At 37.2% G+C, this 22,771-nt stretch carries 12 protein-coding genes and 1 pseudogene; 2 read left to right on the plus strand and 11 right to left on the minus strand.

What is annotated here, in order from left to right; genetic code table 11:
- Positions 1-89 precede the first annotated feature (89 nt).
- From IPL24_08490 to IPL24_08540, 11 genes and pseudogenes are all read right to left on the minus strand, one after another.
- On the minus strand, positions 90-2,861 hold the full coding sequence (locus IPL24_08490; protein ID MBK8363711.1) for a T9SS type A sorting domain-containing protein: 2,772 nt from the start codon (positions 2,859-2,861) through the stop codon (positions 90-92).
- Positions 2,862-3,408: 547 nt separating this feature from the next.
- A complete protein-coding gene (locus IPL24_08495) occupies positions 3,409-3,822 on the minus strand; it encodes a hypothetical protein (GenBank protein MBK8363712.1) in 414 nt (137 codons plus the stop codon).
- A 405-nt stretch (positions 3,823-4,227) separates the two neighbouring features.
- A complete protein-coding gene (locus tag IPL24_08500) occupies positions 4,228-7,950 on the minus strand; it encodes a T9SS type A sorting domain-containing protein (GenBank protein ID MBK8363713.1) in 3,723 nt (1,240 codons plus the stop codon).
- A gap of 1,189 nt (positions 7,951-9,139) precedes the next feature.
- A complete protein-coding gene (locus IPL24_08505) occupies positions 9,140-10,006 on the minus strand; it encodes a sigma-70 family RNA polymerase sigma factor (GenBank protein ID MBK8363714.1) in 867 nt (288 codons plus the stop codon).
- A 433-nt stretch (positions 10,007-10,439) separates the two neighbouring features.
- Entirely contained in the window at positions 10,440-12,632 is a 2,193-nt protein-coding gene (gene pnp / locus IPL24_08510; protein MBK8363715.1) for a polyribonucleotide nucleotidyltransferase, read from the minus strand.
- Positions 12,633-12,711: 79 nt separating this feature from the next.
- Positions 12,712-12,981, minus strand: a complete 270-nt coding sequence (rpsO, locus tag IPL24_08515; protein ID MBK8363716.1) for a 30S ribosomal protein S15 — start codon at positions 12,979-12,981, stop codon at positions 12,712-12,714.
- A gap of 344 nt (positions 12,982-13,325) precedes the next feature.
- The gene (locus tag IPL24_08520) at positions 13,326-14,174 is read right to left on the minus strand and encodes an acetyl-CoA carboxylase carboxyltransferase subunit beta (GenBank protein MBK8363717.1); all 849 of its coding nucleotides are present in this window, start codon (positions 14,172-14,174) and stop codon (positions 13,326-13,328) included.
- A gap of 102 nt (positions 14,175-14,276) precedes the next feature.
- Positions 14,277-15,333 (minus strand): annotated as a pseudogene (locus tag IPL24_08525) (class I fructose-bisphosphate aldolase).
- Between the two features lie 175 nt (positions 15,334-15,508).
- Positions 15,509-16,696 carry a BamA/TamA family outer membrane protein gene (locus IPL24_08530; GenBank protein MBK8363718.1) on the minus strand — a complete coding sequence of 396 codons (1,188 nt, stop codon included), beginning with the start codon at positions 16,694-16,696 and terminating at the stop codon, positions 15,509-15,511.
- Positions 16,697-16,706: 10 nt separating this feature from the next.
- Positions 16,707-17,783: a hypothetical protein gene (locus IPL24_08535; GenBank protein ID MBK8363719.1), complete on the minus strand. Its 1,077-nt coding sequence runs from the start codon at positions 17,781-17,783 to the stop codon at positions 16,707-16,709.
- 101 nt (positions 17,784-17,884) lie between these two features.
- The gene (locus IPL24_08540; GenBank protein MBK8363720.1) at positions 17,885-19,021 is read right to left on the minus strand and encodes an FAD-binding oxidoreductase; all 1,137 of its coding nucleotides are present in this window, start codon (positions 19,019-19,021) and stop codon (positions 17,885-17,887) included.
- Between the two features lie 101 nt (positions 19,022-19,122).
- Between IPL24_08540 and IPL24_08545 the strand changes: the two genes are divergently transcribed.
- Both IPL24_08545 and IPL24_08550 read left to right on the plus strand, forming a co-directional pair.
- On the plus strand, positions 19,123-20,751 hold the full coding sequence (locus IPL24_08545) for a T9SS type A sorting domain-containing protein (GenBank protein MBK8363721.1): 1,629 nt from the start codon (positions 19,123-19,125) through the stop codon (positions 20,749-20,751).
- Between the two features lie 36 nt (positions 20,752-20,787).
- Positions 20,788-22,587, plus strand: a complete 1,800-nt coding sequence (locus IPL24_08550; GenBank protein MBK8363722.1) for a M2 family metallopeptidase — start codon at positions 20,788-20,790, stop codon at positions 22,585-22,587.
- Positions 22,588-22,771 lie beyond the last annotated feature (184 nt).

Raw genomic sequence — 22,771 nt, forward strand, 5'->3', positions numbered from 1 at the left:
GGATTGAAAATCCTTCGCAGCATGGATTATAAATCCATAGTTCGAAAGCAAAGGATTAAAAATCCTTCGCAGCGTTTAATCCTTCGCAGCTAGCGCTGATAAATGATTCTTTCATAACTCACCTCATCTCCACAACGAATTATCAAATAATAAATCCCGGAAGAAAATTTATTTGAAATGTCGATTGTGAAATTTTTCTCTTTGGTGTCAAACTGCATGAGTGATCTGCCTGTGTAATCGATGAGGGTTACTGATTTGTTTCCGGAAATTGTTTCAACGATGAATTTTCCATTGGATGGATTGGGATACACCTTTGTAGAATTGGAAATGTTCTCGGGTGTTCCGGTATAAATAAACGGAAATGCCAATGAGAAGAATGAGCATCCTGTAGAATCCGTAACCTGTACACTGTAATTTCCGGATGCTGTAGGAGTGTAGGTCTGACTTGTTGCACCTGCAATGATAAGATTGTTTAAGAGCCACACGTATGAACTACCGGGCGTAGAAGTTAATGTCGGCCATGAGTAGGATATTGTCGGTGCTGAACCGGTGATTTGAACTAAATTGCTCGTTACAGAATCGTTAAGCGAACAGGTTGCATTACTTTTTAAAGTTGCAGAAATAATATCATTATAACCGAGTCCCTGGAATTCTACTGTGTCCCGATCAGTAGTGAAATATGAACCATTTATATACCACTTAACTACCGGAAAACTTCCCTCAAACTGCATTGCAGAAGTAAATGAAATTCTGCCTGAGCAAAGATCTGTAACCGGAAATATATTTATGGTTGGTATTTCAGGTGTGCAAATTTTATTTCTGGTAATATTTGTGACGATAGGACTATTGCTATCAAAAAATACCTGAGCACTATTAGTTATTTGAGCTCCTTGAAAAACTGACGGTTTTAGGTTTAAACTAAATTCAACAAAGCCATGACTGTTTGCTTCATCGATATTGCTGTCAGGAAGTAATATCGGATCAAATTGCCAGATAAGCTCATGATCAATCAAACTAAAATTGTATGGATGAGATGATGAAAGTAATTGAATTGTTGAGAGATCAAAGTTGTTATTTAATTGATCAACTATTTTTACAAAATGGGCTGTATCATTTCCTGTATTTTGAAAATTGATGCGGTATGTAAATCTTTCGTCAGGTTCAGTTATATTATCAGTACCAATTCCTATCGGTGTGACTAACTTTTCATTTGGATCCAGAGAATTTCTGACAACTGAACAATGAGTGTAGTGAAATGGTACTGAATTGTCAGGAGCCGATTGCAGAATATAATTCAATGAATATGACTGTCCACTCAGTAATGGACCACATCGTTCAATATTTGCTTTCGGAATTCCGGTAACAGGAAATAAATTTGTTTGTTCGGCTTCAAGTCTCATTGTTTTACCGTCACTGATGAAACATAGCGTAGTGTCTTCACCTGCTAAAAGTTGAAAACTGCCTTGTTGAACTAAAACATTATCGGCATATAATCTCCAATTGGATGGAGAGTCCATATTACTGCTCGTGTCAGAAATGTTATAAATAGTAAAACATGATGAATCGTTTTCGCACGAAGAAAATACTCTGATATAGCTGCCATCCCATAAACTATCCGGCTCATACGAACAAAAAGTGACGGGACTAATATCTGCATCAATGCAAAGAGTTGCATTCTGTAATCCTGCCGGATCGCAAACCACATCGGCAGAAAGAGAAAATCTAAAATGTGTTCCGATTAGTATAGGTGGCAATGAAAACTGATAAACATTATCTGGGAGAACAGTGAAAGGAAATAATGATGAGATGTTGCTCAATTCATTTGGTAACCGCAGATTTACAACCGGATTATTTTCAACTTCCGAACCTTCATTGAAACAGGTTACAGAAATTGTTGAATTACTGCATGGCCTGAATGCAGATGATGTTGTTACAACCCGTAACCGGTTACAACTATACTTCGTTTTTAATCCAAAATCATTTCCTGAAATCGTATCTCCAAAATTTGGAATGTAAACATGAATTGCACCTGAATCCGGGCAAGAATATTCCAGCAAATTTGATGGGTTTAAAAGTGAAATTCTGAAATTCCCAGTGTCAATAGGAAGGTCATAATTTCCTGAACTATCTGTATTTACAATTACAGAATAATTTTGTCTTTCAAGTTTTACAAGAAATGGAGTAGGTCCATAGAAATCAAGATTGATATCTGCATTGTTAAATACGCAGTCGGAATCTTTGTCGAGGTAAACATGTCCTTTGATTCTGGTATAACCATTTAATGTCAACTCAATTGGATCTGAAATAAGTGCACACAATTGATTTACTCTGACAGTGTATCTTCCGGATTCGATAGCTATGAAATTTTGATTACCGTCTATTATCAAAGTGTCGTTTCTGTACCAGTAGTAATAGGTATACCCTGGAGTTGCATGTAATTCAACAGGACAACCGGAACATAATGTCGAATCAAATGTGATAGTCAACTTGCGATCGGGATCGGCAAGAAAAGTAGTAGTAGTAGTTTGTCCGATAGTATCTGTGACAGTTATTGTATAGAGAACTGAATCTTTAAAAAGTACTAATGGCGATGCAATCGAATCGGCGCTTAATCCTATTGATGGACTCCAGGAATATGTTAAAGGTCCACAACCACCGGCAGCGATTGGAAAAGCAATTATTGAATCGCCTTGACATGATAACCCATTCCATGTGTCTGTGGAATAGGCGTAGGCTAAAGATATATGAGTAGCAGAGGAATAGGCATAGGAAGTATTTTCATAAGTATCACCTGTTATATATCCGGAACTGTGTTCATAATTAATCAGATTAGACAGGCTATCATATAGATGATATACCAAAGTTGAACCGGTATTAGAATATGCATGAAATTCTCAAACATTAACAAACCATAAACATCATATGTATAACTTGTATTTTGGGGAAATGCAGAATGGGATCCGTATGATACAAGTTTCAGATGATTATTAAAATAATCGTATGAGTAGCTCTCAGAATCTGTACCTGAATAATAGTGATGTGAATAGTATATTATATTGTTAAGCGAATCGATAATGTAAAAGACAGAATCGTTTTTAGCGAAATCATCTCTCTCAATGAAAGACAGTAACTAACTGTGTCATATCTCTGCATGGATACTATCTATCCAAAGTCCTGAAAGAAGATCCCATCTTTGAAGAAAAAGTGAATCCCTTAAACCGGCTTGACTTGTAGGTAATCTGGTATCGTTCAATATTTCTCCAACTTCCTCCTGAATAGTTTTGAAACTGAATGGATGTCTGCTGATTTCCGGAATAGAAATAATTTCTTTGAGAAATAAAACCTGTCGAGTCTGACAAAATATAATTCAGAATAAGTTCTGAACCGTTGTAAGTCCAGACTTCACTTTTAGAAATTGTCCAGATACTTCCGTTCCAGTGTGACGTGGATTCTTGACAATGGTTTTACTGATGGAGTATAAGAAAATTCGATTTTATTCAGGTCTGCAAATCCAGTTCCTGTGCCTTGTAGTTCCACATATTCAATTGTATCATGAAGAGCATTGTATGAGATAAGTTTTTTGACAAATGTTCCTTGAGTGCGAATTATCCCACCCGATGTATTATTTGAGATATTATGTACTGAAGAATAAACACGTCCATTTGTTAAATCGAATGAGTCAACATAAATTTTATTTGTTCTGATTCCGTTGTTTTTTTCTTGTGTATATCTTGTAACTACAGAATCATTACCACATGTCTGCGAAAAGCAATTGGTAAAATGTAATATTGATAAAATTGCAATGGAGATAAATCTATTCATTGGGCGGATTATAAAATTTGAAAATAATACTAAGTGGAAAGATAATAAAAAGTTGGGATTTAGGGGGGATTGAATAAATTCCTTTGAAGTTTTGTGTCTTCTTTTTCAACCATTTTCCAAACATCCAACATAGACAATATGGCAGCCTTTCATCATGGAAGGATCTTTTCGGTTATAAGTATGTTCGTTTGATAGAAGTGATCTACTAGTGCTGCAATTGTTGCTACAGGATTAGCTCTAATTATGGATTGCAAATCCATAGCTCGGGAGCAAAGGATTGAAAATCCTTCGCAGCGGGATCCATAGCTCGAAAGCAAAGGATTAAAAATCCTTCGCAGCAGGATCCATAGCTCGAAAGCAAAGGATTAAAAATCCTTCGCAGCTTCGCAGCTGTAATAAAATTTGTTAAGGTTGAACAATAATTCTTTCATAACTTATTTCTTCTCCATTCCTTACAATCAGGTAATAGACACCTGAAGAAATGTTTTCCGGTAAGTTTATGAAAATGCTGTTTTCTGAAGTAGTAAAATTAAGAATGGATTGGTTTGTCAGATCTTTGATAGATATGATCTTATTTCCCGGTGCTGTATTAACTCTGAATTTACCTCTTGATGGATTCGGATAAACCTTTAAGTTTTCTGATTTCACATTTGAAAGTCCGGTGAAAACAAAAGGAAAATCAGGTGAAAGCTGACTACATCCCGCAGTATCCGTAACTTGAACCTGATAATTACCACTCGCTAGCGGAATATAAGTTTGATTTATTGCTCCTGAAATCATAACACTGTCTAGATACCACTGATATGCTGTACCAGGACTGGACACTAATTCCGGCCATGAATAATTAATTGTAGGAAGTGAATTTGAGAGCAGCACAAAATTGCTGCTAACTGAATCAAAAATTGAACATGGGGAACTACTCCAGAGTTTTGCTTGTATCTGATCGTTTAAATTTAAGCCTGAAAGAGTAATTGTATCTCCATTAAATGGGAAATATATTCCATTAATATACCATTTTATAATTGGAGAATTTCCGGGATATTGTAAAGTTGAACCAATTGTTACATTACCTGCGCAAAAATCAGAAATTTGCGAAATGGAAATGGTTGGAGATTCGGGCGTACAGATTTTGACCCAGGGTGAATTTGCATAGATCGGACTGTTGAAATCAAAATAGATGTTAGCAGTATTAGAAACTAACGTTCCTTGAGGTGTACTGGATTTAACTTTTATGCTGAATTCAACATAACCATGACTATTGGTTTCATCGACATTACTATCCGGTAATAATATCTGGTCAAATAACCAGGTCATCTTATGGTTTTCAATTGAAAAGGAATATGGATGTGATGATGAAATAATTTGTATTGTAGTACGATCAAAATGAAAAGTGATATCATCTGTAATCTTAACGATATATGCTGTGTCATTACCAGTATTCTGAAAATCTATCCTGTAGGTAATTCTTTCATCAGGATGAAAAATTCTTCTGGATCCATATCCTGTAGGACTTACAGATTTCGTATTTGGATCATAGGAATTGAAGACTGGAGCGCAATAAGTTTTTTGAAAAGGCAGGGAGTTGTTTCGTGGTGACTGGAGAATATAATTTAATGAATAGTTTGATCCGGATTGTAAAACTCCGCAACGTTCAACATTTGCATCAGGAATTCCTGTTGTTGGAAAAGAATCGGTCTGATCAGCTTCAAGTCTGTATGTTCTTCCATCACTGGAAAAGCAAAGTGCAGTATCTTCTCCCGATTGTAACTGAAATGTTCCTTGTTGAATCAATAAATTATCGGCATACAATTTCCAGACTGAAGGCATGTCCATATCACTTCCAGGATTAGCATAGTTGTGTATTGTGAAGCATGCTGAATCATTTTCACAAGATGAATATACTCTAATATAACTTCCATCCCAGGCACTATCTGGTTCTAGTGAACAAAAGTTTATTGGAGTAATTTCTGCATCTATACATAATGTTGCACCTTGAAGCCCTGTGGGATCGCAAATTACATCCGCTGATAAACTGAAATTACCAATTCCCAAGATTCCAAGTGGAGGCAGAGAAAATTGATAAGTATTGTCAGAAAGAACTGTAAAGGTTTCAGATGATGTTATATTGATTAATTCAAGTGGTAGTCGAAGATTAACGACCGGATTGGTTTCATCAACTGAACCTTCATTGTAATAATTTACATTAATTGTTTCATTACTGCATGGTTGAAATCTGGACGCAGAAACATTTACACTCATTCGATTACAACTGTATCTGATCTTTAATCCAAAATCATTTCCGGTAACCGTATCACCGTATGCTGGAACATAAACATGTACTACTCCTGAATCAGGACAGGAGTACATAAATATATTAGAGGGATTGATCACTGAGATCCTGAAATTTCCTGTATCAATTGGAATATCATAATAGCCGGCACTATCTGTATTTATCAAAGCAGAATAATTTTGTCGCTGTAGTTGAATTAAGAATGGTGTAGTTCCATACCTGACTAAGTTCAGATCAGCATTATTAAAAACACAATCAGAATCCATGTCGAGATAAACATGTCCCCGAATTCTCGTCAGCCCTGATAAAGTAAGTACTACTGAATTGGAACTAAGGTCACAGTAACCTGACGCTTCAACTCTGTAAATTCCGGATTCTATTGCCAGAAAATTCTGTCCCTGGCTAATTAAAGTGTCATTTCTGTACCATTTATAATCTGAATATCCGGATGTAGCTGATAACATTACAGGACAACCAGGACATAGAGTAGTGTCGAATGAAATACTTAATTTATAATCAGGTTCAACTGTAAATATAGTGGATGCACTTTGTCCTATACTATCGGTTATTGTTATTGTATAGGAAATTGAATCCTGAAAAGTTATGGTCGGGTTTGGAACAGTATCAGAACTTAATCCAATCGATGGGCTCCAGTTTATTGTGTAGGGTCCACATGCTCCCGAGATCAACGGAATTGAAAAAGTAGAATCAGCTTGACATGTCAGTAGAGTATAATCTTCAACAGGAATATATGCAAGTGCTAAACCATTATCTGTTGAATATGTAAAAGTTGCCTTTGAATTTCTGTCTGAAGCTCCAGAACCAAATGATGATCTATATTCTAAAGGATTTCCCAAACTATCGTAAGTATCATTTGAACCGGAACTTGAAGTTGGTGAATTAGATGAAGTGTTTCTTCGAAGTAATATTCCCGCAGTATCATAAGTGTAATTTTCCGAATAGGAATATGCAGCAGATACATGAAAACTGACCAGTTTCAGATTCTCATGAAAGTAATTCCATGTAGTGGTTTCGACTGTCTGGTTGCTCATTAACATTTGATGAACCATTCTAACAACATTGTTTAAGCTGTCGACAGAATATGTAATGGTATCTCCGGGAAAGTACATGTATCTGACTAAATCAGCTAAATAGGTTGTCTGATTATAACTTCCTTCCAGACTATCTATCCAGAGATTTAAACTTGTGTCCCATTTTTGTAAATAAAGAGAATCCCGATTCCCGGATGGCAGATAGGTAATTAGAAATTGTTCAACATTCAACCAATTCCCGCTAATATAATTTTGGAGTAAAACAGAAACTTGTTGATTTCCGGAATAAGAATAATTTTTTTGCAGAATATTTCCGGTAGAATCGGAAACCAGATAATTCAAAATATGTCCTGAGCCATTAATTGTCCAGACTTCACTTATTGCGATCATCCATGCACTGCCGTTCCATCTTGAATCAACCCTTGAAAGTAATTTGTTATTCAGGTTATAATTAAATTCAATTTTTCTCACATCAGTATAACCGGTACCTGTTCCTAGTGCTTCTCTATATTCCAGTGTATCACTATTAGCATTGTAGGAGAGAAGTCTTCTCACAAAGTTTCCGTTCGTACGGACAGGAATGGGATTGTTAATTAAATCAATAAAAGTACTATAGACTTTTCCGTTAGTCAGGTCAAAAGAATCAATACTAATTGTTCTTGTCAAATCACCATTGTCGTTTTCAAAATAAGTTTTTCCAACTACTGAATCATTTGCACATGATTGTGAAAATCCTTGTGTTGAGATGAATACTGAAAATATTATAAATAGTAGGAATTTCTTCATAGTGTTTTTATTAGGTCTTTAAGAAAAATCTTAATTCAGGAAAGATAATAATAAATAAACTATGAAAATGGCGGCAGGCTTTTATTTGGTGAATGGATGATTTTGATGGATTAAAGAGTGACATTCGATTAGAAGTGTAGTGGATGATTCTCGGAAAAGAAAAAAGAGATTAATTGCCATCGGCAATTAATCTCTTTTTTCTTTTCCGAGAATCATCCATAAATAATATGGTAGACCGTCATCCTGGAAGGATCTTTTTGGTTATTAAGGAAGTTCGTTTGCTATATGATTTTTTATGACTACAATAAGATTGAGACAGGATTAGCTTTTACTGATGGATTATAAATCCATAGCTCGAAAGCAAAGGATTGAAAATCCTTCGCAGCTGGATTTCATTTGCCCATTTATTAATTTTCCACTTACAGAACACTGTACCTTAATAACCGAAAAGGTCCTTCCAGGATGACTGTTAATGGTGGTTATAGTGTTGGATTTGCGAAAAATTAAAAAGCGATTTTTGCCAAAGGCAAAAATCGCTTTTTAATTTTTCGCAAATCCAACATAAATAATATGGCGACACGTCATCCTGGAAGGAACTTTTCGGTTTTAGGGAAGTTTGTTTGCTATATGATTTTTTATTATTATAATTTGATTGAAACAGGATTAGCTTTTACTGATGGATTATAAATCCATAGCTCGGGGGCAAAGGATTAAAAATCCTTCGCAGCGGGATCCATTAAATTTCAATTGCCAATTATTAATTTTTCCTCTTTTCTAACTTTGTACCTTAACCAAAAAGGTCCTTCCAGGATGACAATTTGTATGTCGAAGTAGTGTTGGATTTGCGGAAAAAATAAAAAAGCTATTATTGCCACAGGCAATAATAGCTTTTTTATTTTTTCCGCAAATCCAACATAAATGAAATGGCGACCCGTCATCCTGGAAGGAACTTTTCGGTTTTAGGGAAGTTCGTTTGCTATATGATTTTTTACGATTATAATTTGATTGAAACAGGTTTAGCTTTTACTGATGGATTATAAATCCATAGCTCGAAAGCAAAGGATTGAAAATCCTTCGCAGCGGTTTCCATAGCTCAGAGCAAAGGATTCAAAATCCTTCACAACAAAGAACAAAAAAAGCCGCACATTTCTGTACGGCTCTTTTCACTTTTGATTATGTATGGGGCATCTTAGCCTAGGTAGGTCTTCAAGATCTTACTTCTTGAAGTGTGTTTCAAGCGACGGATCGCTTTTTCTTTGATCTGACGAACACGTTCTCTTGTTAAGTCGAAACGTTCTCCGATCTCTTCCAGTGTCAGGGGTTGTTCGCCGGCAGCAAGTCCGAAGTATAAACGGATCACATCTGCTTCACGCGTTGTCAATGTGCAAAGCGCACGCTCAACTTCACGACGAAGTGATTCTGTGATAAGAGAAGAGTCGGGGTGAGGCTGATCGTCGTCACCAAGTACATCGATCAATGTGCTGTCTTCACCTTGCGTCAGCGGAGCGTCCATTGAAATGTGACGGCCTGATGTACGCATTGCGTCTTTGATATCATCTACCGTCAGTTCCATTGCTGTTGCAATTTCTTCTGTCGATGGTTCGCGTTCGAATTCCTGTTCTAATTTTGAAAATGTCTTGTTGATCTTATTGATCGAACCGATCTTGTTCAATGGTAAACGAACGATACGAGATTGTTCAGCCAATGCCTGTAGAATCGATTGACGGATCCACCATACTGCGTAGGAGATGAATTTGAAACCACGTGTCTCATCGAATCGTTGTGCTGCCTTGATCAATCCAAGGTTACCTTCATTGATCAAATCGCCAAGTGTCAATCCCTGGTTCTGATATTGTTTAGCAACTGAAACGACGAAACGTAAATTTGCTTTCGTTAATCGCTCCAATGCTTTCGGGTCGCCTTTCTTGATCTGCTGAGCTAGCCTAACCTCTTCTTCAGCTGTGATAAGTTCGACCCTACCGATCTCCTGTAAATACTTATCTAATGACGCTGTTTCGCGATTAGTTACCTGTTTGGTAATTTTTAGTTGTCTCATGCTAACTTTCTGTTGATTTTGGAAAAATAATACATTGGTGAAACGCTACTGTTTTCGTTTAGTTTCAGGATTTTTTAAAAAATCGGGCGGATTTATGAAAATGGGACGTTTTTGAGAAATGGGTGAGTGGTGAGTGGTAAGTAGTAATTAGCACAACTTACAAACTGAAAGAACAATGTAAAAGTGCAAGATATATTGATAGTCAGTAGTTAAATTGGATAATATTTTGGTTTTGCGAAGGAGGATGTTGATTGGATTACAAAATGGTGAGTGGTAATTGGTGAGTTGTGAGTAGCAACACTTACAAAATTTAAAGTTCTCACCTTGATTAGAGCAATAAAAAAAGGAGCAATTCACAAGAAATTGCTCCTTTTAAGTATTATATCTGTAATAAAGAAAGCGGTGCTAATTACTACTCACCACTTACTACTCACTAGTTCGGTTGACGACGTTGTGGTCTGCGTTCACCGCCACCACCACCCTGACCAGGTGCTGTTTCAGACATTCCTTCCGGACGTGGGTCAAGAACTTTTTTGGATAGTCTGAACTTTCCTGTTTTCTTGTCGACTTCGATCAATTTAACTTTGATCTTTTCGCCTTCAGTGAAAACTCCATCCATTTTATCAATTCTGTTCCAGCTGATCTCAGAAATGTGAAGAAGTCCGTCTTTACCCGGCATGAATTCAACGAATGCGCCAAAATCCATAATGTTTTTAACCTTGCCTTCGTAAACTTCACCAACTTCAGGTGTTGCAGTGATCGCACGGATACGCGCTTTTGCTGCTTCAATTCCTGATTTATCTACCGATGAAATTTCAATGATACCTTCATTGTTTACTTCTTCGATTGATATAGTTGTATTTGTTTCACGTTGCATTTCCTGAATGATCTTACCACCTGGTCCGATTACCGCACCAATATATTCTTTAGCAATAACCATTTTCTCAATACGAGGAGCATGTGATTTATAATCTGAACGCGGAGCAGAAAGTGTTTTCTTGATCTCATTCAAAATATGTAAGCGACCATCTTTCGCCTGATTCAATGCCTGAACCATTATGTCCATTGGCAATCCTTGAATCTTAAGATCCATTTGACATGCACAGATACCTTTGTCAGTTCCTGTAACTTTGAAATCCATATCACCTAAATGATCTTCATCACCAAGGATATCACTCAATACTGCAAAACGACCTTTACCATCTGTGATCAGCCCCATTGCAATTCCTGAAACAGGTTTACGGATCTGAACACCGGCATCCATAAGAGCTAATGTACCTGCGCACACAGTTGCCATAGATGATGAACCATTTGATTCAAGAATATCGGATACAACTCTGATTGTATAAGGACAATCGGCATCTGATGGTAAAACCATTTTCAAAGACCGCATGGCAAGATTACCATGACCGATCTCACGACGACCCGGAGCACGGTTTGGTTTTACTTCACCTGTAGAAAATCCCGGGAAGTTATAATGCAATAAGAATTTTGTTGAACCTTCTTTGTTTGGAGTATCGATCATCTGCTCATCCAGCTTGCTTCCAAGTGTTACGCTTGTCAATGATTGAGTTTCTCCTCGTGTAAAGATCGCTGAACCGTGAGTAGAAGGAAGGTAATCTACTTCTGACCAGATTGCGCGGATGTCAGTTCCTTTACGTCCATCCAGACGAATTCCTTCTGCTAAAATGCAATTACGCATTGCATCACTTTCCACATCGTGGAAATATTTTTTTATCAGTCCTGCTTTTAATATTTGTTCTTCTGCAGGAAGTGTTGCTTTGAATTCATCATGCAATGCTTTGAATGCAGCAGAGCGGGCGTGCTTGTCAGGATTTCCGCTTTTTGCCAATGCATAAGCTTTATCGTAACAATATTTTGCGATCTGATTATTTAATGCTTCATCACTCAGTTCATGAGAATATTCACGCTTTTCTTTGTTTCCGCAAAGTGCACGGAACTCAACCTGAAACTGACATTGTAGTTTGATCGCTTCGTGAGCAAAACGGATTGCATCAAGCATTTCCATTTCACTTACTTCCTGCATTTCACCTTCCACCATCAATATACTATCATGATTTCCGGCAACGATCATATCGATGTCTGCTTTCGCGATCTCTGTTGTTGAAGGATTGATCATAAAATTTCCATCTATACGGGCAACACGAACTTCAGAGATCGGGCCATTGAATGGAATATCAGAAATAGTTATTGCACATGATGCAGCAAAACCTGCCATTGCATCAGTTTGTACATCTACATCACCGGAGATCAATGTGATCATCACTTGTGTGTCGGAGTGGTAATCGCTTGGGAACATCGGACGAAGTGCACGATCAACCAAACGACTTGTTAAAATTTCATATTCAGACATGCGGCTTTCTCTCTTGAGAAATCCACCGGGAAAACGTCCCACTGATGAAAATTTTTCCTGATAATCAACAGAGAGTGGAAGGAAATCAATTCCTTCTTTCGCATCTTTTGAAGATACTACTGTTGCTAATAACATTGCGTTTCCACAACGAACTACTACGGAGCCATCAGCTTGTTTAGCCAGACGTCCTGTTTCAACGGTAATTTTTCGGCCGTTACCGAGATCTAATTCTTTTACGATTCCTTTTGACATTTTGCAGCTTTATTTATTACAAATTAAAAAAGGCAATCCCAAGAATTGCCTTTCCATTATTACTTTTATTTTTTCAATATTATTTTCTGATCTTCAAGTCAGCGATGATCTTACGATAACGCTCGATATCATTTTTCTGAAGATAGTCTAAGATGCTACGACGCTTTCCAACTAAACGAATTAGTGAACGCTGTGTTGCGAAATCTTTTTTCTTAACCTGTAGGTGACCGGTCATAAAAGTGATACGCTCTGTAAACATTGCGATCTGACCTTCAGCTGATCCTGTATTGGTTTCAGAACCACCAAATTTTTTGAAAATTTCCTTTTTTCCTGCTGACGTTAATTTCATTGGTAATGACTTATTTCTTTTAAAATGAGGTGCAAATTTACTATTTATATTATTATCTGCAAGGTTTTTTTAACAAATGGGAGGGAATTCTATTAATTTATTGTCATTGCCTTGTAGGGGAAAAGGTCAAAGGTCATAGGTCAAAGGTCGCTCAGTACGGAAGTTATTCAGGTTTTTTCCTTTGAATCAATGAATCAGGTTGATTTTTTTTGGTAAAATCTCAGAGGTAAAAGGTAAAATTGGCTAGTAGTTATTCAGTTATTTTACTCTGAATCAAATAAATATGATCACCTACGAAGAAAGTGACCTTTGACCTTTGACCTGAAAAACTGTTAGTCCTTTAACTACTGCCTTAGCATCCCCAAAACCTGCCCCAATTTCGCTTTCAGCTCCCGACGATCGACGATAAAGTCTAAAAAGCCGTGTTCGAGGACGAATTCGGCAGTTTGGAAACCTTTTGGAAGGTCTTTTCCGATCGTTTCTTTTACAACGCGTGGTCCGGCAAAACCAATTAGTGCGCCGGGTTCGGAGATATTCCAATCGCCTAACATTGCATAAGAGGCAGTAACTCCACCTGTGGTTGGATCCGTCAATAATGATATGTAGGGTAGGCCTGCATCAGCAAGTCGCGTTAATTTAGCAGAAGTCTTGGCCATTTGCATAAGGGAATATGCAGCTTCCATCATCCGGGCTCCGCCGGATTTTGATATTATAATGAGTGGTAATTTATTTTCCAGACAATGATCAATTGCGCGGGAAATTTTTTCGCCGACAACTGAACCCATTGAACCGCCAATAAAAGTGAAATCCATACACGCAATTACAACTCCTTCACCGTGGATCTTTCCGGCTACAGTACGAATGGCATCTTTTAATCCGGTCTTCTTCTGAGATTCTCTGTTTCTGTCTGTGTATTTTTTTGTATCCACAAAATTCAGCGGATCACCTGAACTTAAATTTTCGTTCAGTTCAATAGCATCATCATCTTCATCGAGAAGAATTTCAAAATACTCCTGCGAATTAATTCTGTCGTGATATCCGCATTTCTCACAAACGTACATTCTTGATATATGATCCTTTGAAGGAACGATATGCTTACAGGATGTACACTTATGCCAAAGCCCTTCCGGAGTTTCTTTCTTCTCTTTAGTGGAAGTTGTGATACCTTCTTTTATGCGTTTGAACCAACTCATGTCTTTTTTTTTTAGTTCAAAGTTCAAGGTTCAAAGTTCAAAGTTGGCTTTGTAGTAAGCTACGAAGGCAACTTTGAACTTTGAACTTTGAACCTTGATCATTTATGCAATCGTAATTTTTTCCTCCAGATAAACATCCTGAATCATCTGCAATAATGCAGCACCGTCTTTCATTGGTTTCTGGAATGCTTTTCTGCCGGAGATCAAACCTTGTCCGCCGGCGCGTTTATTAATAACTGCTGTTGTAATTGCTTCTGAAAGATCCGTTGCACCTTTTGATTCACCACCTGAATTGATCAATCCGGCTCTGCCTGAATAACAGTTGATGACCTGATAGCGACAAAGATCAATTGGATGTTCACTGGTTAATTCGCTATATACTTTCGGATGAGTTTTACCAAAGTTGATCGCCGTATAACCACCATTGTTGGTTGGCAATTTTTGCTTGATAATATCTGCTTGGATCGTTACTCCAAGATGATTTGCCTGTCCTGTCAGATCTGCTGAAGTATGATAATCAACGCCATCTTTTTTGAATGCATTGTTTCTAGTATAACACCAGAGAATTGTTGCCATTCCAAGTTCGTGCGCATATTCAAATGCTTTACTCACTTCTACGATCTGACGTTTTGATTCTTCACTTCCAAAATAAATTGTTGCACCAACAGCTACTGCGCCCATGTTCCATGCATCTTTTATTGTTCCGAACATGATCTGATCATAGGAATTCGGATAACTTAGAAATTCATTGTGGTTGATCTTTACAATGAATGGAATTTTGTGAGCATATTTTCTTGATACAATTCCTAAAACTCCGAATGTAGAAGCTACTGCATTACATCCGCCTTCAATACTTAGTTTAACAATGTTCTCAGGATCGAAATAAATTGGATTCGGTGCAAAAGATGCTCCTGCCGAATGTTCAATTCCCTGATCTACCGGCAAAATTGACATATAACCACTTCCCGATAAACGACCGTGATTGTATAATTGATTGATGCTTCTGATAACCTGATTTGAACGATTTGAATTTAAAAAATGCGATCAGTAAAATCAGGTCCGGGAAGATGGATCAGATCTTTGCAATTGTCTTACATGTATGATTTAAAAGGTGATCTGCTCCGGGTCCAAGAAGTTCAGTTATTTTTGAATATGACATATTTACAAGTTTAAGGCTACAAAGCTAAAAAAAAGACCGGAATTTAACCGGGATTTTTAACCGGGATTTTTAATGGATTAATGTGATTACCGGGATAAAGTGTATGGCAAGGGAAATCGTTAGGGTGGAATAATCTGATGTTGTCATCACATTCATACTCAACACTCAAACTTATTTAAAACGGATAACCAATTGCAAGATTAAATGTAACATCACTGATTCCAAACTTCTGTCCCGGATATACCCAGCGTTTGTTTGCTTCTAAGGAAGGGTCGCGTAGTTTGACTGCTGCATCAAGGCGGAGGATGAAGAAAGAGAAGTTGAAACGTAAACCGAAACCTCCACCAATTCCTAATTCTTCCACCATGTGTTGAAGTTCGAATTTTCCATCCGGTCGACTGATGTCTTCATTTCTTGTCCACACATTTCCGGCATCAACAAAACTCGCACCTTCAATTATAATTCCGTTAGAGAGTTTAAGGATCTCGGAACGATATTCAACATTGGCTTCTACTTTAATGTCTCCGCTTTGTTCAATGTTTACTGTATTCTTATAGGATCCAGGACCAAGTGTTCTTGCACTCCAGGCTCTGATACTATTAGCACCACCGGAAAAAAAACTTTTCTCAAACGGCAATGCAGAACTTGCTCCGAAAGGAAGTCCGACACCTGAAGCAACTCTGAATACAATATTATTGAAAGTATTTACAGCATGGTGATAACTGAAATCAAAATCTACCTTAAAAAATTCTGCAGGCTTCAGATCGATTTGAAAAAGTCTGGGAGCATATTCAGTATTTATTCTAAAGAAAATAAAATTTCTTGTTGTCGTGATATTTTGATTCGTGTTTATATAGGTAAGTCGTACGGAAGAAATAATATGCGTAGCATATGTATAAAACAAACGGGGATCATTTAAGCCATCTAGTTTGGATTCAAATCCCGGTGATAATTTTACTTTGACAGAATTTATTTCCGGTAAGGTGAAAATAAAACGATGTCTGCGAGGTAGAAATAACGAATAGTTAATTGAGAAATTGGTTACTGATCTTCTGTAATCAGGTCTTTCCTGATAATTAAATCCAAGGTTGATCGAAGTTTTCGGATTTAAATAAGGTGAAAATTTAAATAATGGTATTTTTTTGAACGCTAACGATAACTCAGGTCCGATCTCATAGGTATTGAAGAACAAAAGTTTTTTATCTTCTACGCTATCGTTGAAATTGGGAAGTGCTTCTAATCCACCTTTGAATTTCAATTCAAGTACTTCAGCGCCTTTGAAAATATTTTTGTTTCTGTACCCGATACTTCCGGCAATACCTACGTTCCCTCCGGTATTGGTAAGTTCTGACTCAAGTGTCATATCCTGCTGATCACTTGGAGTGAGTTGGACAAACAGGTCGAGTAAATATTTTTTTATTCTCCTGGTCGACAGGGACTTCTTTAAAATAAATGTTGATGAATTTGAAAATGTTCAGTTCCTGAAGTTTTCGATAAGTGTAATCCAGTTTTTCTTGCAGATATAATTCGTCAGATGAAACAAAAATATTTCGTACCAGTTCGCTGTTCCTGATAATATGTCCTTTGCCTGTTGTGAGAATATTTATTCCTTTATAAACTACTGTATCAGTCGGTATTGAAAGAGCAGGATTTTTTGGATTGTGATCTGTCTGTACATAGATATTCCGGATCCTGAATGTCTGATGATCAGTGATCGATTCATTGTTGATCAGTTTCGGATCAATATTTTCATTGATCCTGTTGATGTATAAATAAACCTTCGCCTGATTCGATCCAAATGCAGTGTCGATAGAGTAGGTGATATAATTTCTGTTAAAGAAATAATAGCCCCGGTCTTTAATTGCATTTGTAATCCGTTCCCTTTCCTCATCTAAGATCTCCTCATTGAAACGTTCTCCGGGTTTGATCAATGAAGTTCTTTCGAATTCATTGGTAAAATATGTTATTCCTGTATCCAGTGTGGAATAAGCGATCGAGTTAATATTATATGGTTTGTCGAAATGAATATAATATCGAATAACAGCGCGCTTATTTTTTTTGTATTTAATGCTATCACTAACAGTACCATTGAAGAATCCATTTTTATTCAGAAATAATTTGAACTGCTCCTTGGTTTTATCAATGGCAAGTGAATCAACCAGAACGGGTTCTTCACCAATTCTCCTGAACCCTTTTTTGTACCATCTGTCTTTGCCATGATTACCGATATTGTAAAGCCCTAAATGAAAACGCCAGAAGCCTATTAATTTTCGGTTGGGATTTAATCTGATCAGCGGTTCGAATTTTTCCTTTGCCAGAATATTAGAATCGGGTATAATTATATTGCGACCAACTAAATATTTTCCTTCAGGAATATTTCTTGCAGGATTACAAGCCGTAAAAGCTAAGGAGAATAAAGCAAAGAGTAAGAGTACTGATTTGTTTGGCACGTGTATTTTCAGTTCAACAATTGCAAAATTACTATAATTAAGCAATAGGCTTAGTTATGATTATAAAGTCATTCAACATTGAGTGTTCATAACAGAAGTGTTTAGCTTTTTAAAATAAGGTCTGCAGCTTCTTCTCCAACCAAACTGCCAATAGCTACACCCATTCCACCCATTCTTACTGCACAATAAATATTTTCAGCTACCATCTTAATGATAGGTGTCTTTGTCTCGCCAAGTCCCATGATGCCACTCCATCTTTGTTCAATTACATAGTCGGTATCTGGCAAGATCAGATTCTTCAGAAGTCCTTCAAGCGAATTTTGAACCAGTGTGGTTAATCCAAAATCCATTGTGTGCTCCTTTTCAAAATCGAGATTTCTTCCGCCTCCAAAGAGTACTCGATTTCCAACATTCCGAAAATAATAATACCCATGATCATAATGAAAACTACCCTTAAATTGAAGTCCGGGAATGGGCGAGGTACTAATTACCTGAGCTCGTGCCGGCTGCACATCAAAGTCTGGCAGAAATTTTTTTGCAAAACCATTAACAGCAATGAGTACTTTTTTAGTCAATAGTGAAAACTCTCCGTTAAAATCTATCCGGCAATTTGTATTCTCATTTTCTATCCTGGAAACTTCTACACCATTGAGAATTTCAACTCCGGCCTTTCTGCATTTTTCCAGAAGTGATTGCATCATTTTACCTGTGTCGATCTGACCTTCGCCTGAATTCAGGATCATTTTATTTATCCCTTTGAATCCGAATTCAGGAATTTTTTTTGAAGCGTCAAAATAAATTTTATCCTGGCCGGTGATCTTTTTTAATTCCTGATTGAAATATTCAATTTTGTCAAAGCATAAGTCTGCTGTTTCACTATCTGCCGAAGTGAATACTTCATAGCCACCTGTTGGTTCATACACTATTGATTCATCCCCAAGGATCTGACGCAAGCGATTCAGTCCTTTCCATCGACGCTCGACCAGATCAAAAACATTTTTAGGATCCTGAACTTTCAGGTCATTTAACAATTCAGAGATACTGCCATAACAAGCAAAGCCTGCATTTCTTGTACTGGCCCCATACGGCAAAAATCCTTTCTCCAGTACTATAACATGCAGAGAAGGTGATTTTGACTTTAATGAAAGGGCAGCATTCAATCCAACAATTCCACTTCCAATAATTGTTACATCAGGCTCTTTTATAAATGTATTTTTTTCCCAGAAACTCCAGCTCATTTGTTAAAATTATCTCTGTTCAAAGTGATGAATTTTATTGAAAGAACCAAATTGGCGGTCTTAAATTATTTAATTACTTTTCAAAAGTCAAAAAAAATAAAATGAAAAAAAGTTTACTACTTATTCTATTCGCTCTACTAATTAGTTCAATTTCAAGAGCTCAGGTTAACGGATCGGCCTTGCTTTGTCCGGGGTTTGTATACACTTACACAGCAAATATTTCCGGTGCGGTCACATACAACTGGACTACTCCGGTAGGGTGGCAGATAATTTCAGGACAAGGAACATCTCAAATTGAAGTCATGTGCAATGTTAATGAAGGTGATATCTGTGCTGATGGATTTGATGGCGGTGGAATTTTCATAGCGCAAAATTGTCTGACAGCAAGTTGGGGCGGTAATGGTGATGGTTGGGACGCAATAAAAACTTCCATCGGTTCATGTATATGTGCGCCTTATTCAATTTCAGTACAATCTAATGGCGGGAGTAGCCCTTGTGGTGGATGCGGAAGTGGAACGCTAAGTTCAAATGCAGTTTATGCAGTGTATGATTCTTTGCCGGGTGGAACTTTTCTCGGACTGGCAGATGGAATAACAACTTACCAACCAAATGATACGTCAGTCATAACACTTCATGTTTATCTGATTGATACTACATTGGGTCTCTCCAATGCCGTTCAGATTACCGGTGGAACTTGCGCAACAACGATCAACAATGCTGTTCAGCTTTTTCCTTGTAGTCCTCCGACAATTGTTGCAGATGTATTTCCTGATCCTGTTTGTCTCGGCGATACATTTACATTGAAAGAAAATTCCGGTCTTGGAACATTTCCAACTTATCAATGGAACACTTCCGATCCTGACATAACTTTTATCAGTGCAAACGGAGTTGACAGTATTTTGGGAACTTATAATTCTCCATCTCCGGGAAACCCGGTTATTACATTTACAGCATACGATGCTTTAGGTTGTTTGTATAGTGGTGCGATTGCGATTGATGTAATAAACTGCATTGCTCCGCCTGTCGCAAATTTTGCAGTGGATAAAGATTCAATTTGTCCTAATACGTGTGTGACCTTCACAAACCTTTCGACGGGTGCAATATCTTCGCAATGGATCTTCAATGGTGCAATTGTGGACTCCAGTAATTTAAATAACCCTGATCCTGTTTGTTATGCTGCACAAGGTCAGTATTCTGTTTCACTGATTGTTTCTAATGGGGGTGGCAGCGATACTTTGAATCTTTCAAACGTTGTTTATGTTTATCCTACGGCACCGGCTCAGAATATTACATTGATAAACGATACACTTTATTCAAATCAGGGATTTGCGACTTATCAGTGGTTTTACAACAATAGCCTTATTGGTGGAGCGAATTCATATTTCTATCCTGCAACTCTGAATGGTGATTACACAGTAGTGAGTACTGACATTAATGGCTGTGAATCTACATTTGAAATACTGAATATAATTCTTAAAACCGATAAAGTCGGAAGTACAGGATTTTCAATTCATCCAAATCCTGCAAGGAATGTTTTTACAATTCAAGTCAGTGATCACTTTAATTCAACTTGCGAAATATTAAATCAATTAGGTGAAATAGTTTTTGCAAAAAAACTTGATTCGAAACAAAATGAAATTTCAATCGATGAATTTTCTGCGGGTATTTATTTTGTAAGAATTTCTTCTGCTGATTATTTTACTACACAAAAGTTAATTGTTACCGAATAAAAAAAATAAACTCCAATGAATGTAACTCAAATCAGAATGCGATACTTCCTTTCATTTTTATCAGTGATCCTGCTTGCAGCTTGTGGTGGTGGAAAGGAAGAACGGATCAAAGAAGTTCAGGTATACCTCGACGCCTATAACAAAAAGTATCAGGAACTTTACACTGCAAGTGCTGCCGGACAATGGCAGGTCAATACACACATTGTGGAAGGTGATACAATGAATGCCTATAATTCCGGACTGGCTGATCAGGCAATGGCAAAGTATACAGGCAGTAATGAGAATGTTGAGAAAGCGAAAAGTTATATGAAATGGGAGAGTGAATTACTTCCAATTCAGGTGCGACAACTGAAAAAGATTCTTTATCTGGCTGCTGGAAATCCTGAGTCTGCTGATAAGGAAGTAAAGGAATTGATCAAAGCCGGAACTGCACAAACAGAAAAGCTTTACGGATATAAGTTTAAACTGGAAGGAAAAGAAATTACTCCAAACGATATCGATTCACTTTTATCACATGCAACGGATACAACAATCCGGCGAAAAGCCTGGGAAGCTTCCAAAGAAATTGGTAAAGAACTAAAACCGGGCTTGATGAATCTGGTCGGCTTGAGAAATAAAGTAGTTCAGGGACTTGGTTATCCTGATTACTTCACTTACATGGTTTCTGATTATGGAATGACAAAGGATGAAATGATGGCAATGTTGAAAAAATTCAACAAAGAACTTTATCCGCTTTTCAATGAGCTGCACACTTACATGAGATATGAACTTGCAAAAAAATATAAGGCAAAAGAAGTTCCTGATTTTATTCCTGCTCAATGGTTAAGTAATCGTTGGGGACAAGACTGGAGTGAAATGGTTACTGTAGAAGGATTGAATCTTGATAGTTCGTTGAAGAGTAAAGATGCAGAATGGGTAGCTAAACAGGGTGAGAAATTTTATGTATCGTTAGGCTTTCCTCAGTTACCACCGGTGTTCTGGGAAAAATCAAGTTTGTATCCAGTGGCAAAAGATGCCGGATTTAAAAAGAATACACATGCATCTGCATGGCATATGGATCTTGAAAAATCTGTTCGTTGTTTGATGTCAATTGTTCCAAATTCTCAATGGTATGAAACTGTTCATCATGAATACGGACACATTTATTATTATTTAACTTACAGTAATCCTGATGTTCCTATACTGCTTCGTGAAGGAGCGAACAGAGCATATCATGAAGCTCTGGGAAGTATGATGGGACTTGCAGCGATGCAAAAACAATTTGCTGCAGGTTTAGGGTTAGTTGATTCGACAACGAAGATCGATGAAACAAAACAACTCCTTAAAGATGCATTGAATTATGTTGTTTTCATTCCATGGAGTGCAGGAACGATGAGTAACTTTGAACATGATCTTTATTCTAAAAATTTACCTCCTGATCAATGGAATAAAAGATGGTGGGAATTAGCAAAAATGTATCAGGGAATTGTTCCGCCGACAGATCGTTCAGAAGATTATTGTGATCCTGCAACAAAGACTCACATCAATGATGATCCTGCAGGTTACTATGATTATGCAATTTCTTTCATTCTGTTATTTCAGATCCATGATCATATTTCAAAAAATATTCTGCATCAGGATCCACACAACACAAATTATTTTGGACACAAGGAAGTTGGTGCATTCATACAGGAAATTATGAAACCCGGTAGCAGCGAAGACTGGAGAAAATTGCTGAAAGATAAAACCGGTGAAGACTTAAGCGCACGTGCAATGCTTGATTATTTTTCACCTCTAATGGGCTGGCTGAAGGAACAAAATAAAGGGAGAAAATATACAATGGTGGAGGTTCAATAAATATTTTTAAAGACCCGAACTACCTGATTTTAGCGGCCTTCGGCAGTGTTTTTGGAAAAATATTTTCCTGATACCCCTGTGAGAGCCGCTTTTTTTTTCTTTTCACCTTAACATTTGATTGTTAATATCTTGCCTATGAGAAAGGCTCTGAACCCCTTGATTCTACTGGGATATTGCGATTTTA

It is taken from the genome of Bacteroidota bacterium (genome assembly GCA_016711505.1).
GTDB lineage: Bacteria > Bacteroidota > Bacteroidia > AKYH767-A > 2013-40CM-41-45 > JADKIH01.